Origin of the sequence: Pantoea sp. S18 (assembly GCF_045689705.1) — a bacterium.
GTDB classification, from domain to species: Bacteria; Pseudomonadota; Gammaproteobacteria; order Enterobacterales; family Enterobacteriaceae; genus Pantoea; species Pantoea symbiotica.
In genome coordinates this window covers 2366562-2381607 of record NZ_CP142688.1, presented here as the reverse complement: position 1 = coordinate 2381607, position 15046 = coordinate 2366562, and the positions used below count along the sequence as shown (strand labels likewise).

16 protein-coding genes are annotated in these 15046 nt (G+C 54.6%); 11 read left to right on the top strand and 5 right to left on the bottom strand.

Going from position 1 to position 15046, the window contains the following annotated elements; genetic code table 11:
• Positions 1–22: 22 nt before the first annotated feature.
• Both VIJ98_RS11040 and VIJ98_RS11035 read left to right on the top strand, forming a co-directional pair.
• Entirely contained in the window at positions 23–880 is an 858-nt protein-coding gene (locus VIJ98_RS11040) for a hypothetical protein (RefSeq protein ID WP_323273925.1), read from the top strand.
• A gap of 160 nt (positions 881–1040) precedes the next feature.
• Positions 1041–1661: a LysE family translocator gene (locus tag VIJ98_RS11035; RefSeq protein WP_008110500.1), complete on the top strand. Its 621-nt coding sequence runs from the start codon at positions 1041–1043 to the stop codon at positions 1659–1661.
• Between the two features lie 3 nt (positions 1662–1664).
• On the opposite strand, the gene cmoB is transcribed toward VIJ98_RS11035, so the two are convergent.
• From cmoB to VIJ98_RS11020, 3 genes are all read right to left on the bottom strand, one after another.
• Complete coding sequence (cmoB, locus tag VIJ98_RS11030; protein WP_008110498.1) at positions 1665–2633, bottom strand: tRNA 5-methoxyuridine(34)/uridine 5-oxyacetic acid(34) synthase CmoB; 969 nt, start codon at positions 2631–2633, stop codon at positions 1665–1667.
• The gene (gene cmoA / locus VIJ98_RS11025) at positions 2630–3358 is read right to left on the bottom strand and encodes a carboxy-S-adenosyl-L-methionine synthase CmoA (RefSeq protein WP_323273923.1); all 729 of its coding nucleotides are present in this window, start codon (positions 3356–3358) and stop codon (positions 2630–2632) included. The genes cmoB and cmoA overlap by 4 nt, the downstream gene beginning before the upstream one ends.
• A 78-nt stretch (positions 3359–3436) precedes the next feature.
• A complete protein-coding gene (locus VIJ98_RS11020; RefSeq protein ID WP_323273921.1) occupies positions 3437–4258 on the bottom strand; it encodes a DUF72 domain-containing protein in 822 nt (273 codons plus the stop codon).
• Positions 4259–4490: 232 nt separating this feature from the next.
• Between VIJ98_RS11020 and aspS the strand changes: the two genes are divergently transcribed.
• The 6 genes from aspS to ruvB all read left to right on the top strand — a co-directional run bounded on the left by aspS (position 4491) and on the right by ruvB (position 10002).
• Complete coding sequence (gene aspS / locus VIJ98_RS11015; RefSeq protein ID WP_323273919.1) at positions 4491–6272, top strand: aspartate--tRNA ligase; 1782 nt, start codon at positions 4491–4493, stop codon at positions 6270–6272.
• Complete coding sequence (gene nudB / locus VIJ98_RS11010) at positions 6272–6703, top strand: dihydroneopterin triphosphate diphosphatase (protein WP_008110490.1); 432 nt, start codon at positions 6272–6274, stop codon at positions 6701–6703. The genes aspS and nudB overlap by 1 nt, the downstream gene beginning before the upstream one ends.
• 271 nt (positions 6704–6974) lie before the next feature.
• Positions 6975–7718: a YebC/PmpR family DNA-binding transcriptional regulator gene (locus VIJ98_RS11005; protein WP_007889557.1), complete on the top strand. Its 744-nt coding sequence runs from the start codon at positions 6975–6977 to the stop codon at positions 7716–7718.
• A 37-nt stretch (positions 7719–7755) separates the two neighbouring features.
• Positions 7756–8283 carry a crossover junction endodeoxyribonuclease RuvC gene (ruvC, locus tag VIJ98_RS11000; protein ID WP_008110486.1) on the top strand — a complete coding sequence of 176 codons (528 nt, stop codon included), beginning with the start codon at positions 7756–7758 and terminating at the stop codon, positions 8281–8283.
• A 91-nt stretch (positions 8284–8374) separates the two neighbouring features.
• Positions 8375–8989: a Holliday junction branch migration protein RuvA gene (ruvA, locus tag VIJ98_RS10995; RefSeq protein ID WP_007889559.1), complete on the top strand. Its 615-nt coding sequence runs from the start codon at positions 8375–8377 to the stop codon at positions 8987–8989.
• An 8-nt stretch (positions 8990–8997) separates the two neighbouring features.
• Positions 8998–10002, top strand: coding sequence for a Holliday junction branch migration DNA helicase RuvB (ruvB, locus tag VIJ98_RS10990; RefSeq protein WP_323273915.1), 1005 nt, complete (start codon positions 8998–9000; stop codon positions 10000–10002).
• 7 nt (positions 10003–10009) lie between these two features.
• On the opposite strand, the gene znuB is transcribed toward ruvB, so the two are convergent.
• A complete protein-coding gene (gene znuB, locus VIJ98_RS10985; protein ID WP_179450603.1) occupies positions 10010–10795 on the bottom strand; it encodes a zinc ABC transporter permease subunit ZnuB in 786 nt (261 codons plus the stop codon).
• On the bottom strand, positions 10792–11547 hold the full coding sequence (gene znuC, locus VIJ98_RS10980) for a zinc ABC transporter ATP-binding protein ZnuC (RefSeq protein ID WP_323273913.1): 756 nt from the start codon (positions 11545–11547) through the stop codon (positions 10792–10794). Before znuC ends, znuB begins: the two co-directional genes overlap by 4 nt.
• A 77-nt stretch (positions 11548–11624) precedes the next feature.
• Here znuC and znuA point away from each other — a divergent pair, with 77 nt between their 5' ends.
• From znuA to lpxM, 3 genes are all read left to right on the top strand, one after another.
• Positions 11625–12596, top strand: a complete 972-nt coding sequence (znuA, locus tag VIJ98_RS10975) for a zinc ABC transporter substrate-binding protein ZnuA (RefSeq protein WP_154156410.1) — start codon at positions 11625–11627, stop codon at positions 12594–12596.
• Positions 12597–12609: 13 nt separating this feature from the next.
• Positions 12610–13938, top strand: a complete 1329-nt coding sequence (gene mepM / locus VIJ98_RS10970; RefSeq protein WP_265297855.1) for a murein DD-endopeptidase MepM — start codon at positions 12610–12612, stop codon at positions 13936–13938.
• Positions 13939–14064: 126 nt separating this feature from the next.
• A complete protein-coding gene (gene lpxM, locus VIJ98_RS10965) occupies positions 14065–15039 on the top strand; it encodes a lauroyl-Kdo(2)-lipid IV(A) myristoyltransferase (RefSeq protein WP_323273909.1) in 975 nt (324 codons plus the stop codon).
• The last annotated feature ends 7 nt before the right edge of the window (positions 15040–15046 follow it).

The window sequence follows — 15046 nt, the reverse complement described above, 5'->3', positions numbered from 1 at the left end:
TGGCCTCGTACGGATAACCTTCATGAAATCCATCCCTTGTACCGTTTTACTGCTGCTTCTCCCATACTGCGGCGTTGCGCTGGCGGTCAGCACGGCGTGTCCACCGATGAGCAAAAACATCACCAGCAGCAACAACTGGATCATGCTGGGTGGCGATGCCAAAGGCGCGGTGCGTCAGGTGGTGGCGGGCGAATTTGGCAAAGATGTAGACTCGCAAAAGCGCGTACTCGGCCAATTTGATCAGTGCGGCGATTTAATGGTGGCCGATATCTCCTACGACAAAAACGAAGGCAACGTTTTGCTGACGATGGAACAGCATATCGCGCGTGTTCAGCGCGGCTGGGTGGCGGAATATGCCTACATGGTCAAAGTGATCAAAGCGGGGCAGGAGCAAGTGGTCGACAACCGTCAGGGCACCATCAGCTGGCAAATCGGCCAGCATGGCAACATCGTCAGCTCATCCGATAAATTCACCAGCATGGGCAAAGATGGCTTTACCGATACTACTTACCGCTATGACAAACAGTTCAGAGTAGAAAAAAGCGTGGCGCGCGGCAGCGATAGCATGACCAACGGCGAAAGCAGCTGGCGCTGGAATCCACAAGGATTGGTGACTTCATCCAGCAGCGCGCGTAGCAAAGATACTTACAGCTACGATAACCAGTGGCGGGAACTGCGCCTGAACGGCACATCGACCACGCCAGTCAGCACGCTACGCTCGATTGACGAGTGCCAACTGTGGGATGAAGTGGGCAACTGTACGCTCAGTTATCTGCATGAAACCGAAGTATTCGCCAAAGGCACCATTGAACGCCATTTGAGCTCCGCTTATAAATACCAATACTGGAACGCACCTGCCGAAACAGCCGCACAAGATTAAACCGCACGAATTCCACATAAAGGCTGGGAACAAGGGCCGCGTAGTAAAGCTTCCAGCGCATGGATGCGCTGGCAGAGTCCACAGGGATGTGTCCACGACGTCTTTACGCAGCGGCCCTTGTTTTCAGCCTGAAACGCACCGGAGCAATTGAGAGCATCGCATGACACTAATTTTATCTTTCCTCTTCGCCATCACCATCCTCACGCTCACGCCCGGCTTTGATACCGCATTAGTGTTGCGTTCCGCCGCCGCGCAAGGCTGGAAGCGTGCATCGGCTACGGCGTTTGGCGTCACGCTGGGTTGCCTGGTGTGGGGCGTTGCGGTGGGCCTTGGCTTGGGCGCGCTGCTGCTGGCTTCGGAAATGGCGTATAACCTGCTGAAATGGATCGGTGCGGCCTATCTGCTCTATCTCGGCGTCAAATTACTCATCAACCCACGTACTCAAGCGGAAGCAGGTCAGCATGCGCAGAATAAAGAGCAAAGCTATGTTGCCTGCTTCACACGCGGACTATTTGGTAATCTATTAAACCCTAAAGTCGGCGTGTTCTACGTCACCTTCCTGCCGCAGTTCATTCCGGCGGGCGCATCGGTGCCGCTGTGGTGTACGCTGATGGCGCTCACACATATGGTGATTGGTTTGGTGTGGAATGCGGTGCTGATCGGTAGCAGCCAATACTTTGCGACGCATCTGCGTCGTCCAGCGGTGCTGAAAGTGATGGATCGCCTGACGGGCTGCGTCTTTATTGGCTTTGCCGCGAAGCTGGCGCTATCGCGGCGTTAAGCATTACGGCTTGCGCGCTACTAACACAGCACGCAGCGGAGCGGGATAACCTTCAACGGTCTTACTGCTGTCATTCGGATCAAGGAACTCGGCCAGCGACTCGCTGGTCATCCAACTGGTGCGACGCTGCTCTTCCACGGACGTCACCGCATAATCCGCGATGCGCACATCGACAAATCCGCACTTCTCCAGCCAGCTCTTCAGCGCCGCCGCAGAAGGGATAAAGTACACATTACGCATCTGCGCATAACGCTCACCCGGCACCAACACCGCGTTCTCATCGCCTTCAATCACCAGCGTCTCCAGCACCAGCTCGCCATCGCTGACTAACTGATTTTTCAGCTGCATCAGGTGGTCGAGCGGCGAACGGCGGTGATAAAGCACGCCCATTGAAAACACGGTATCGAACGCTTGTAAGGCCGGCAGTTGCTCAATGCCCAGCGGCAGCAAATGCGCCCGACGATCGTCACCCAACAGCTTACGCACCGCTTCAAACTGGCACAAAAACAGCTGCATCGGATCGATACCTACCACCAGCTTCGCGCCTGCACCAATCATGCGCCACATGTGATAACCGCTGCCGCAGCCGACATCCAGCACCGTGCGATGCTGCAAAGGCGAAATGTGCGGCAACACGCGATCCCATTTCCAGTCAGAACGCCATTCGGTATCGATCTCGGTACCGTACAGCGAATAAGGACCTTTGCGCCACGGCATCAAATTGCGCAGCAGATTCTCAATGCCAAGACGCTGACGATCGGTCAGATCCTCAACATCCGCGCTCACGCTGTGCAACAAATCCAGCTTCTGCGGCGTCAGCAGCGGCAGATAATCAACGGACTTCTCCCAGTCGCGAAACTTACCGTGCAAATTCTCACGCTGCCATGCGGCAACTTGCGCCGGTAACACTTCCAGCCAACTGGCCAGCGGGCCGGTGGCAATCTGCTGATAAAAACGGCCAAACTCAATCATTTCAACGCCACCAACGAACCAAAATTAAAGCACTGGAACCACAACTCCGCATGTTTGAAACCGGCGGTTTTCAAGCGTGCCTTATGCGCTTCGACGCTATCGGTCAACATCACGTTCTCCAGCATGCTGCGTTTCTGGCTGATCTCCAGCTCGCTGTAACCGTTAGCGCGTTTGAAATCGTGATGCATGTTAAACAGCAACTCGCCGACATCGGCATCTTCAAAACTGAACTTCTCCGACAGCACCAGCGCGCCGCCCGGATTCAATCCGATAACAATCTTCTTCAGCAACTCAAGACGGGCCGGCGGCTCAAGGAATTGCAGGGTAAAGTTCAGCACCACCAACGAGGCGTTCTCAATGTGGATATCCTGAATATCCGCTTCGATCACCTGCACCGGCGTATCCGCGCGGAAAGCATCGATGTGGCGACGGCAACGCTCAACCATCGCTGGCGAATTATCTACGGCAATAATCTGGCAGCCAGGCACATGAATATTGCGGCGCACCGACAATGTGGCGGCTCCCAGCGAACAGCCAAGATCGTAAACCTGGCTATTCGGCTGAACGAAGCGTTCTGCCAGCATGCCAATCATCGAAATGATGTTGGAATAACCCGGCACCGAGCGCTGAATCATATCGGGAAAAACTTCAGCTACGCGCTCGTCAAAGGTCCAGTCGCCCAGCTTATCGATGGGCGCGGAAAATAGCGTATCGCGATCAGACATAATGAAAGGTCCGGAGAGAAAACGGAAAGGGCGCTATTTTGGCAGAAACGCGGGCGGGCTGCACCCTTTGCGTTGCGTCTAGAACAGGCTTGATTGCTGCGGCCAGTCGGGCAGATCGCGTAACGATGGCTCCAGCTGCTGCAACTGTGGCCACAACGCCTGAATCAGTGGAAACACCTCGCCCATATCCGGCGTATGAATAAACAGCATGGGATCGCTATCCATCTGCCACGCTTGTAGCTTGCTGTGCCACGGCTGAAACAGCGGCACGCTCTCCGCCACGCTATCGCTGCCAATAAAACGCACCATCGGTTGCGAACCGGTGCGCACCGCATGCGGCGGCACGCGCGGCTTTTTCGATCGCGCATCCACGGCGGCGGCGGTTTGCGAGCTTGAAGCATGCACCGGACGGCTATCTAAAATCACCCGATTAACGCCGCGATCCAGTAAACCGCGATTCAGCGCGCGTTCAGCGTCACCTTTGGCAAAAAACGCCTGATGCCGCACCTCAACGCCATAGCGGAAATTGCGTGGCAAACTATCGAGAAAGGACCATAAATCAACCAGCTGTGCCGGTGAAAACGCGGCGGGTAACTGCAGCCAATATTGACCAATGCGTGTGCTCAGCGGATCGAGCAGGCGGAAAAACTCCGTCAGCAACTCATCGCAGTCGCGCAGTGCCGCTTTATGGCTGATGCTATCGGGAAACTTAAAGCAAAAACGGAAATCGTCGTGCGTCATATCGCGCCAGCGCAGTACCACTTCCGGCTTCGGAAGCGCATACAACGTGGTATTGCCTTCCACACAACCAAACAGCTGGGCGTAGTCGGCTAAAGTCTCAATGCCGAACTGTTTCCATTGCGCGTGCTGCCATTGCGGTAATCCTATGCGAAGTGTCAACGCGAACTCCTGAATCCTTTAGGGGCGGGAAAGGGCGGCTTAATGTACCCTGTTTTGATGTCGGCAGGAAAAACAGCGCGATAAAGCATAATGTTTTGTCCGCTTTGATCGGGCTCCACTTATCCTGCCTGGGTTTTTCCATTATAATAGCCGCCTTTTTTGCGACAGCATCTCAGAAGGTTACGCGGCCTGATGTTGTCTGGCAGCAGCGGCGAAGTTAAAAGGATACGTTATGCGTACAGAATATTGCGGACAGCTCAATCTGTCTCACGTGGGTCAGCAAGTCACTCTCTGCGGCTGGGTAAATCGCCGTCGCGATCTGGGTAGCCTGATTTTTATCGATATGCGTGACCGTGAAGGTATCGCACAGGTGTTCTTCGATGCCGATCGTCAGGACGCTTTCCAGCTGGCATCTGAGCTGCGTAACGAATTCTGTATCCAGATCACCGGCACCGTGCGTGCACGTGACGAAAAGAATAAAAACAGCGACATGGCGACCGGCGAAATCGAAGTGTTTGCTCATGAGCTCAACATCATCAACCGTGCTGAACCGCTGCCGCTGGACTCTAACCAGGTCAACAGCGAAGAAGCGCGCCTGACTTATCGCTATCTGGACCTGCGTCGTCCGGAAATGGCGCAGCGTTTGAAAACCCGCGCTAAAATTACCAGCTTCGTGCGTCGCTTTATGGACGACCAGGGTTTCCTCGATATCGAAACGCCAATGCTGACCAAAGCCACGCCAGAAGGCGCGCGTGACTATCTGGTGCCAAGCCGTGTGCATAAAGGCAAATTCTACGCGCTGCCGCAGTCGCCACAGCTGTTCAAACAGCTGCTGATGATGTCGGGTTTTGACCGCTACTATCAGATCGTTAAGTGTTTCCGTGACGAAGATCTGCGTGCCGATCGTCAGCCAGAATTCACCCAGATCGATGTGGAAACCTCTTTCATGACCGCCGAGCAGGTGCGTGAAAAGATGGAACGTCTGATTCGTGAACTGTGGATCAACATCAAAGGCGTGGATCTCGGTGACTTCCCGCAGATGACCTTTGCGGAAGCGATGAACCGTTACGGTTCGGATAAGCCAGACCTGCGTAACCCAATGGAGCTGGTGGACGTTGCCGATCTGCTGAAAAACGTGGAGTTCCAGGTGTTTGCCGGTCCAGCCAACGATGCTAAAGGCCGCGTGGCTGCCCTGCGCGTACCGGGCGGCGCTTCGCTGACGCGTAAGCAAATCGATGAGTACGGCGAATTTGTCAAAATCTACGGCGCTAAAGGGTTGGCGTGGATGAAGATCAACGAACGTGCTAAAGGCTTCGAAGGCGTACAGAGCCCGGTTGCCAAGTTCCTCAGTGCAGAAATCGTTGAAGACATTCTCAATCGTACGAGCGCACAAGATGGCGACCTGATCTTCTTCGGCGCGGACCGCGCCAAAGTGGTGGCGGATGCGCTGGGCGCACTGCGTCTGAAAGTGGGCCGCGATCTTAAGATCACCGATGACAAAGCCTGGGCGCCATTGTGGGTGATCGACTTCCCAATGTTTGAGGAAGATGAAGAGGGCGGCCTGGCAGCGATGCACCATCCGTTCACATCGCCGAAAGACATGAGCGCAGAAGAGCTGGCAACCGATCCGGTACAAGCGGTGGCCAATGCCTACGATATGGTGATTAACGGCTACGAAGTGGGTGGCGGTTCCGTGCGTATCCACAGCGGAAAAATGCAGCAGACAGTGTTCAGCATCCTCGGCATCACCGAAGAAGAGCAGCGTGAGAAGTTTGGCTTCCTGCTCGACGCGCTGAAATACGGTACGCCGCCGCACGCGGGCCTGGCGTTTGGTCTGGATCGTCTGACCATGCTGTTGACCGGCACCGATAACATCCGTGATGTGATCGCGTTCCCGAAAACCACCGCCGCAGCGTGCATGATGACCGAGGCCCCAAGCGAAGCCAATCCAGCTGCATTGCTGGACCTCGGCATTCTGGTGGCGCCGAAGAAAGAAAAGTCAGAGAACAAGTAATGGGCTTTAAACATCCGGTTTCGGTGCTGGTGGTGATTTTTGCCCGCGATACCGGCCGGGTGTTAATGCTGCAGCGACGTGATGACGACAGCTTCTGGCAATCGGTCACTGGCAGCCTGGAAGCGGGCGAAACCCCGCGCCAGGCGGCTCAGCGCGAAGTGTTAGAAGAGCTCGCCATCGATATTGCGCACGAAAAGTTAGTTCTGGACGATTGCCACAAGCAAATCGAGTTTGAGATCTTCCCGCACTATCGCCATCGTTACGCACCGGGCACCACGCACAACCGCGAACACTGGTTCAGGTTGGCCATACCCGCAGAGCGCGACCTGCTGCTCACCGAGCATCTCGCCGCGCGCTGGCTCGAACCCGCCGCTGCCGCAGCCCTCACCAAGTCCTGGAGTAACCGCCAGGCAATTGAAGAATTTATCTGAATGCTCACCGCCGCGCGTTTTTCCCGTGGCAGTTCAGTTAAATTCCGTGAATTCGACGAAGTTATTCCTTCGTCCCTTAAACCCGGTGCAGGATGTGAAACCTGCACCACTAAAATTGAACAGTCGGGCGTAATCGTCGCAGCGAGGTCGGTTACCGCCAGCGCACAGCAACCGGAGCGTACTTATGTACGTGAGGATTGCGAGCACTGCCGGGAGCCGAGATCGCCAGTAAGATAGCCCGTGCGATTGATAAGATCGGAGAATATGTAAAATGGCTGGACACAGTAAATGGGCGAATACTAAGCATCGTAAAGCTGCTCAGGACGCTAAGCGCGGTAAAATCTTCACCAAAATCATTCGCGAGCTGGTCACCGCTGCGAAACTGGGCGGTGGCGATGCGGGTTCTAACCCACGTCTGCGCGCAGCGATGGACAAAGCGCTGTCTAACAACATGACGCGCGACACCATGAACCGTGCCATCGCACGCGGCGTGGGCGGTGAAGATGATTCCAACATGGAAACCATCATTTATGAAGGTTACGGTCCGGGCGGCTCAGCGGTGATGATTGAGTGCCTGAGCGACAACCGCAACCGCACCGTGGGCGAAGTGCGTCATGCCTTCACCAAAACCGGTGGCAACCTCGGTACCGACGGCTCTGTTTCTTACCTGTTCAGCAAAAAGGGTGTTATCTCCTTCGCGCCAGGTCAGGATGAAGATGCAGTGATGGAAGCGGCGCTGGAAGCCGGTGCAGAAGACGTTGTGGCCTATGACGACGGCGCGATTGATGTCTTCACCGCGTGGGAAGAGATGGGTGCAGTGCGTGATGCGCTGGAAGCGGGCGGTCTGAAAGCCGACTCAGCTGAAGTCTCGATGATCCCTTCCACCAAAGCCGAAATGGATGCCGAAACCGCGCCGAAACTGCTGCGCTTGATCGACATGCTGGAAGACTGTGACGACGTGCAGGAAGTTTACCATAACGGTGAAATCTCTGATGAGATCGCAGAAACGCTGTAATGGCGTTGCTTAAAACCCCACTCACCGGAGACGCGCTGTGGCGATAATTCTCGGGATCGATCCCGGCTCGCGCGTCACCGGTTACGGTGTTATCCGCCAAACCGGCCGCCAGCTTACCTATCTGGGCAGCGGCTGTATCCGCACCAGCGTCACCGATTTGCCGACGCGCCTCAAACTGATCTACGCGGGCGTAAGCGAAATCATCACGCAGTTCTCACCCGACTATTTCGCCATCGAGCAGGTCTTTATGGCGAAGAACGCGGACTCAGCGCTCAAGCTGGGCCAGGCGCGCGGAGCGGCGATTGTCGCGGCGGTGAATCACGATTTGCCGGTGTTTGAATATGCGGCGCGTCAGGTGAAGCAAACCGTCACTGGCACTGGCGGCGCAGAGAAAAGTCAGGTACAGCATATGGTGCGGACCTTGCTGAAACTGCCAGCCAACCCGCAAGCGGATGCCGCCGATGCGCTGGCCATAGCTATCACGCATTGCCATATGAGCCAAAATGCGGCGCGTATCAGTGACACCAAATTGGTGATGACGCGCGGTCGTATGCGATCGGGTTAGCGGAAACGAAACGCGAAGTTAGGCTGGATATTCATCCAGCCTTTTTTATGCTATAAACTCAGGCTTACTTACAGATTAAGGAACTGCTCAGGTGATTGGTCGTTTACGAGGCAACATTCTGGAAAAACAGCCGCCGCTGGTGTTGATTGAGGCGCACGGTGTCGGTTATGAAGTGCACATGCCAATGACCTGCTTTTACGAGCTGCCGGAGATCAATCAGGAAGCGATCATCTTCACCCAGTTCGTGGTGCGTGAAGATGCGCAGCTGCTGTTCGGTTTCAATAACAAGCAGGAACGAACGCTGTTCCGCGAGCTGGTCAAGGTGAATGGCGTTGGGCCTAAACTGGCGCTGGCGATTTTGTCGGGTATGTCGGCACAGCAGTTCGTGACCGCCGTTGAACGACAAGAGATTGCTTCCCTGATCAAACTGCCGGGCGTCGGTAAAAAAACCGCCGAGCGTTTGATTGTGGAGATGAAAGACCGCTTTATCGGCATGCACGGCGATCTGTTTGGTGGTGATTCAACCTTTACGTTGACCACGCCTTCCGCCGCACAGGACAATAACGATGCCGAAGCTGAAGCGGTTTCAGCGCTGGTCGCTCTCGGCTATAAACCGCAGGAAGCCAGCCGGATGATCAGCAAAGTTGGTAAACCGGATGCGGATTGCGAAACCCTGATTCGTGAAGCCCTGCGCGCAGCTATTTGAGGTAAAGCATGATTGAAGCCGATCGTCTGGTCTCGGGCAGTTCCTTTAATGAAGAAGAAACGCTCGACCGCGCCATTCGCCCCAGGCTGCTGACGGAATATGTCGGTCAGCCGCAGGTACGTGAGCAGATGGAGATTTTCATCCAGGCGGCGAAACTGCGTGGCGATGCACTCGATCATCTGCTGATTTTCGGTCCGCCAGGATTGGGTAAAACCACGCTGGCTAACATCGTCGCCAACGAAATGGGCGTCAATCTGCGCACCACCTCCGGGCCGGTGCTGGAAAAAGCCGGCGATCTGGCGGCGATGCTCACCAATCTTGAACCGCATGATGTGCTGTTTATCGATGAGATCCATCGCCTGTCGCCGGTGGTTGAAGAAGTGCTGTATCCGGCGATGGAGGATTATCAGCTGGATATCATGATCGGTGAGGGTCCAGCAGCGCGTTCGATTAAGCTCGATCTGCCGCCGTTTACCCTGATTGGTGCCACCACGCGCGCCGGTTCTTTAACCTCGCCACTGCGTGACCGCTTCGGCATTGTGCAGCGTCTTGAGTTCTATAACGTTCCCGATCTTCAGCACATCGTTGGCCGTAGCGCGGCTTGTCTTGGCCTGGCGCTGAGTGAAGAGGGCGCGCTGGAGATAGCGCGTCGTGCGCGCGGAACGCCGCGTATCGCTAACCGCCTGCTGCGCCGCGTGCGTGACTTTGCTGAAGTGCGTGCTAACGGTAATTTGAGCGGCGAAGTGTCAGCCAGCGCGCTGGATATGCTTAACGTCGACAGCCAGGGTTTTGATTATATGGACCGCAAACTGCTGCTGGCGATTATCGACAAGTTCTCGGGTGGCCCGGTTGGCTTAGATAATCTGGCTGCGGCGATCGGCGAAGAGCGGGAAACTATCGAGGATGTGATTGAACCCTTCCTGATCCAGCAAGGATTCATTCAACGCACGCCACGCGGCCGAATGGCAACGCAGCATGCTTACAAACACTTTGGTATCAGTCGCGAAGAGTAAACCGGCATTATGCCGCCGGTTTTTTTGCCATGCTGATGATGAACAACACTGCGGCGCATAACACCACCGACGGGCCGGCTGGCGTATCGTAGGTGGCGGAGAAGGCGAGTCCGCCGGTCACCGCGATAATACCGGCAATCACCGCAAAACCGGCCATCTGTTCCGGTGAGCGCGAGAAGCGACGCGCCGTCGCCGCAGGGATAATCAGCAGCGATGTAATGATCAAGGCACCAACAAACTTCATCGCCACGCCGATGGTTAATGCCGTGACCAGCATCAACATCAAACGCGTGCGCTGAATGTTGACGCCATCGACCTGCGCCAGCTCCGGGCTGATGGTCATCGACAACAGCGAATTCCACTGCCACGCCATCACCGCCAGTACAATCGCCACGCCGCCGCCCATCATCCATAAATCATCGGGCGTCACCGCCAGCAGATCGCCGAACAGATAAGCCATCAGATCAACACGCACGCCTTGCATTAGACTGACGACCACTAAACCCAGCGACAGCGCGCTGTGCGCCATGATGCCGAGCAGCGTATCGATCGCCAGATGAGGGCGGCGCTCCAGCCACACCAATCCCAACGCCAGACACACGGTCACCAAAATCACCGCATAGTAGGGATTCACGTTAAGCAGCAAACCAAACGCCACGCCCAGCAAGGATGCATGCGCGAGCGTATCGCCGAAGTAGGACATGCGGCGCCAAACCACAAACGAGCCAAGTGGACCGGCCGCCAGCGCCAGCAAAACGCCGCCCAGCCAGCCAGGTAATAACAATTCAATCATGACGGGCCATTTCCTTTGCGCAGAACAATGCGTCCCTGTAAATCGTGACGGTGATTATGATGATGACGATAAATCGCCAACTGCTGCGCGCCGCGTGGGCCGAACATCGCAATAAACTCAGGATGTTGTGATACCGCTTCCGGCGTGCCCGAGCAGCAGATGTGATGGTTGAGGCACAGCACTTCGTCGGTTTTCGCCATCACCAGATGCAGGTCGTGTGAAACCATCAGCACACCGCAGTTCAGTTCGCGGCGCAGTTGATCGATCAAATCGTACAGTGCAACCTGGCCGTTGACGTCAACGCCTTGAGTTGGTTCATCGAGCACCAGCAACTGCGGCTCATTGAGTAATGCGCGCGCCAGCAGCACACGCTGCGTTTCACCGCCGGAGAGTTTTTGCAGCGTCGCGTGCATCAGATGTCCAGCCTGAACGCGCTTCAGCGCCGGCAAAATGGCATCGCGTTTGGTGCCACGAGACAGGCGCATAAAGCGCTCAACGGTGATCGGCAAAGTCGGGTCGATGTGTAGTTTTTGCGGCACATAACCGATACGTAAATCAGTGGCGCGTTTGACGCTGCCGCTGGTGGGTTTAAGCAGCCCCAGCACCGCGCGAACCAGCGTGGATTTGCCAGCGCCATTCGGGCCGAGCAGGGTGAGAATTTTTCCCGGCTCAAGTGTGAGGCTAATGCCTGCAAGCACTGGGCGCTGGGAGAATTTCACAGAAATGTTTTCAAGGGTAACAAGTGGCGGCATGTTATTTACGGGTTGCATTGAATTTCGAATGTTATAATATCACATTCCATCAACGGGTCACGATGGAATGACGTATTATGTTACACAATAAAAAGCGCCTTATTTTCACCCTTACTGCTGCGGCAATTGCCGCTTCAAGCGCGTTACCTGCGCACTCTGCAGTTGTCGCTTCAATCAAACCTATAGGATTTATCGCAGCGGCTATCGCAGATGGCATTACGCCAGTTGAAGTATTGCTGCCTGATGGCGCATCAGAACATGATTATGCCTTACGCCCTTCCGATGTAAAACGTATTAAAAACGCAGACTTAGTGGTGTGGACGGGGCCTGAAATGGAAGCCTTTCTCACCAAGTCAGCGGCCGAATTACCCGCCAATAAAAATCTGGAAATTGCCGCTTTGCCAGGTATAAAACCGCTTTTGATTAGCGGCGATGATGGCGATGAGGAACATGAGCACGGTCACGATCATGATCATGACTCAGAAAATTCCGAAGACCAAGACCCTTCTCATGCACATCACCACCACGGCCAGTTTAATATGCACCTGTGGATGTCCCCTGACATGGCCTTACAAACTGCGGTTGCAATCCATGGAAAATTATTGGAACTTATGCCGCAAAGCAAAGCCAAACTTGACGCTAATCTGCAGGAATTTAAGGCAGAATTAGCCGATGCAGACAAACACATCGGCGCGCAACTCGCGCCTGTGCGGAACAAGGGTTATTTCGTTTTTCACGACGCTTACAGCTACTTTGAAAAACATTACGGTTTGTCACCTTTAGGGCATTTCACCGTTAACCCTGAGATCCAGCCGGGCGCCCAGCGTTTACATCAAATACGAACACAGTTGGTTGAGCAGAAAGCCGTTTGCGTTTTCGCTGAACCACAATTCAGACCGGCCGTCATCGATGCCGTGTCCCGTGGAACTTCCGTCCGTAAAGGCACGTTAGATCCATTGGGAATGGACATCAGCTTATCCAAAGACAGCTACGTGAAATTCCTTTCACAGTTGTCGAGCCAGTATGCGAGCTGCCTGAATGGAGCATGAGGAATAGGTAAAAGTGCAGCAGATAGCCCGCTCTGTCGCCCTCGCATTTAATAATTTGCCGCGCCCCCACCGCGTTATGCTGGGTTCATTAACCGTTGTCACGTTGGCCGTCGCAGTATGGCGGCCTTACGTTTACCATCCACGTGATGTTGCGCCCATCGTGAAAACCATCGCGTTGGACAAAGACGAATTACGTACGCTGTTGCCAGAAGCCAGCGAGCCGATTGATCAAACTACCGAAGAACCGGCCGACGATATTCCTGCTGACGACATCGATAAAGACGTACCGGACAATCCCAATGTACATGATTACACCGTCTCTTCAGGCGATACGCTGAGCAGCGCGTTAAATCAGTACGGTATTGAGATGGGCGACATCAATGCACTGGTCAGCAGCGATAAAGATTTGCGCAACATGCGCGTCGGCCAGCAACTGAGCTGGACGCTGGATGCGGATGGTCAACTGCAAACCTTCAGCTGGGAAATCGATCGTCGTGAAACCCGTACTTATCAGCGCGCCGACAACGGCAGCTTCAAGATGCAGCAGGAGCTGCAAAAGGGTGAATGGCGTAACAGCGTCTTGAAAGGTGAAGTACGCGGCAGCTTTGCCGCCAGCGCGCAACGTGCGGGCTTGACCAGCGCAGAAACCAGCAACGTCATTAAAGCGATGCAGTGGCAAATGGACTTCCGCAAACTGCGTGCCGGTGATGATTTCAGTGTGTTGATGTCACGTGAAATGCTCGATGGCAAAAGTGCTCAAAGCCAACTGCTGGGCGTGCGTTTACGCACCGGCGGCAAAGATTATTACGCCTTCCGTGCGGAAGACGGCAAGTTCTACGATCGCAACGCGTCTGGTTTAGCACGTGGCTTTATGCGTTTCCCAACGGTTAAGCAATATCGTGTCTCCTCCAACTTCAATCCGCGCCGCCTTAACCCGGTAACCGGCCGCATCGCACCGCATAAAGGTGTCGACTTCGCGCTGCCGATTGGTACGCCAGTGTTAGCCGTGGGTGATGGTGAAGTGGTGATGGCGAAAAATGGCGGTGCTGCCGGAAATTACGTGGCAATTCGTCACGGTCGTCAGTACATGACGCGTTATATGCACTTGAGTAAAGCGCTGGTGAAACCGGGACAAAAAGTGAAACGCGGTGATCGTATTGCGCTGTCGGGTAACACCGGACGTTCAACCGGCCCACATCTGCACTATGAAGTGTGGATCAACAATCAGGCAGTGAATCCATTGACGGCAAAACTGCCGCGCATGGAAGGGCTGACGGGTAAAGATCGCAGCACTTACATGGCGCAAGTCAAAACCTGGTTGCCGCAATTGACGTTGAAATAACGCATTATTGCGCGTAACACTTAAAAACCGACGGATTCTTCGTCGGTTTTTTGCTATCTGGCGCATGAAGATTGCAAAATTAACCATCGTCACTATTATTGACCGGTCATTGTCAGAGGCGAGTGCATGGAAACCCGAAAGAAAAATAACAGTGAGTTTATTCCCGTTTTTCAACGTTCTTTTTTAAAGCCGAAATACTGGGGAAGTTGGCTAGCGGTTGGCGCGCTGGCCGGCATGGCATTACTTCCCGCCAAAGTGCGCGATCCGATTCTGGGCGGATTGGGCAAGTTCGCCGGTAAACTGGCGAAAAGTGCGCGCCGCCGTGCGCTGATCAATCTCTATTATTGCCTGCCGGAATTGAGTGAAGCGCAGCGCAATGAGATTGCTGATCGTATGTTTGCCACTGCACCGCAGGCGATGGCGATGATGGTTGAACTCGGATTACGCAATCCCGAACATGTGCGTAAGCGCGTTGACTGGCACGGCCGGGACATCATTGAGCAACTGCAGGCGAACAAAGAGAACGTCATTTTCCTTGTGCCGCATGGTTGGGGTGTAGATATTCCGGCGATGCTGCTGGCGTCTGAAGGTCAGATGATGGCGGCGATGTTCCACAATCAAAGCGATCCGTTAATGGATTATTTGTGGAATACCGTGCGACGCCGTTTTGGTGGCCGCATGCATGCGCGTAATGACGGCATTAAGCCGTTTATCGCTTCGGTGCGTCAGGGTTATTACGGCTATTATCTGCCGGACCAGGATCACGGCCCGGAACACAGCGAGTTTGTGGATTTCTTTGCCACTTATAAAGCAACGTTGCCGGCAGTCGGTCGCCTGATGAAAGTGTGCCGTGCACGCGTGGTGCCGCTTTTCCCGGTGTATAACAGCGAAACCCATCGTCTGGAAATCTATGTGCGTCCGCCTATGGATGACTTGCTGGATGCCGATGACAACACGTTGGCACGCCGCATGAATGAAGAAGTAGAAGTGTTTGTGCGCCCACATCCAGAACAGTACACCTGGATTTTAAAGCTGCTGAAAACGCGTAAGGAAGGTGACATTGAACCTTACGCGCGCAAAGATCTTTATCCTAAGAAGTAAACGTAGG

What these genes read in the sequence shown, in the direction of transcription:
- lpxM (WP_323273909.1), top strand. Translation starts at nt 14,065, where the DNA reads ATGGAAACCCGAAAGAAAAATAACAGTGAGTTTATTCCCGTTTTTCAA.
- aspS (WP_323273919.1), top strand. Translation starts at nt 4,491, where the DNA reads ATGCGTACAGAATATTGCGGACAGCTCAATCTGTCTCACGTGGGTCAG.
- VIJ98_RS11005 (WP_007889557.1), top strand. Translation starts at nt 6,975, where the DNA reads ATGGCTGGACACAGTAAATGGGCGAATACTAAGCATCGTAAAGCTGCT.
- znuB (WP_179450603.1), bottom strand. Translation starts at nt 10,795, where the DNA reads ATGATTGAATTGTTATTACCTGGCTGGCTGGGCGGCGTTTTGCTGGCG.
- ruvB (WP_323273915.1), top strand. Translation starts at nt 8,998, where the DNA reads ATGATTGAAGCCGATCGTCTGGTCTCGGGCAGTTCCTTTAATGAAGAA.
- VIJ98_RS11040 (WP_323273925.1), top strand. Translation starts at nt 23, where the DNA reads ATGAAATCCATCCCTTGTACCGTTTTACTGCTGCTTCTCCCATACTGC.
- nudB (WP_008110490.1), top strand. Translation starts at nt 6,272, where the DNA reads ATGGGCTTTAAACATCCGGTTTCGGTGCTGGTGGTGATTTTTGCCCGC.
- znuA (WP_154156410.1), top strand. Translation starts at nt 11,625, where the DNA reads ATGTTACACAATAAAAAGCGCCTTATTTTCACCCTTACTGCTGCGGCA.
- znuC (WP_323273913.1), bottom strand. Translation starts at nt 11,547, where the DNA reads ATGCCGCCACTTGTTACCCTTGAAAACATTTCTGTGAAATTCTCCCAG.
- VIJ98_RS11035 (WP_008110500.1), top strand. Translation starts at nt 1,041, where the DNA reads ATGACACTAATTTTATCTTTCCTCTTCGCCATCACCATCCTCACGCTC.
- cmoB (WP_008110498.1), bottom strand. Translation starts at nt 2,633, where the DNA reads ATGATTGAGTTTGGCCGTTTTTATCAGCAGATTGCCACCGGCCCGCTG.
- cmoA (WP_323273923.1), bottom strand. Translation starts at nt 3,358, where the DNA reads ATGTCTGATCGCGATACGCTATTTTCCGCGCCCATCGATAAGCTGGGC.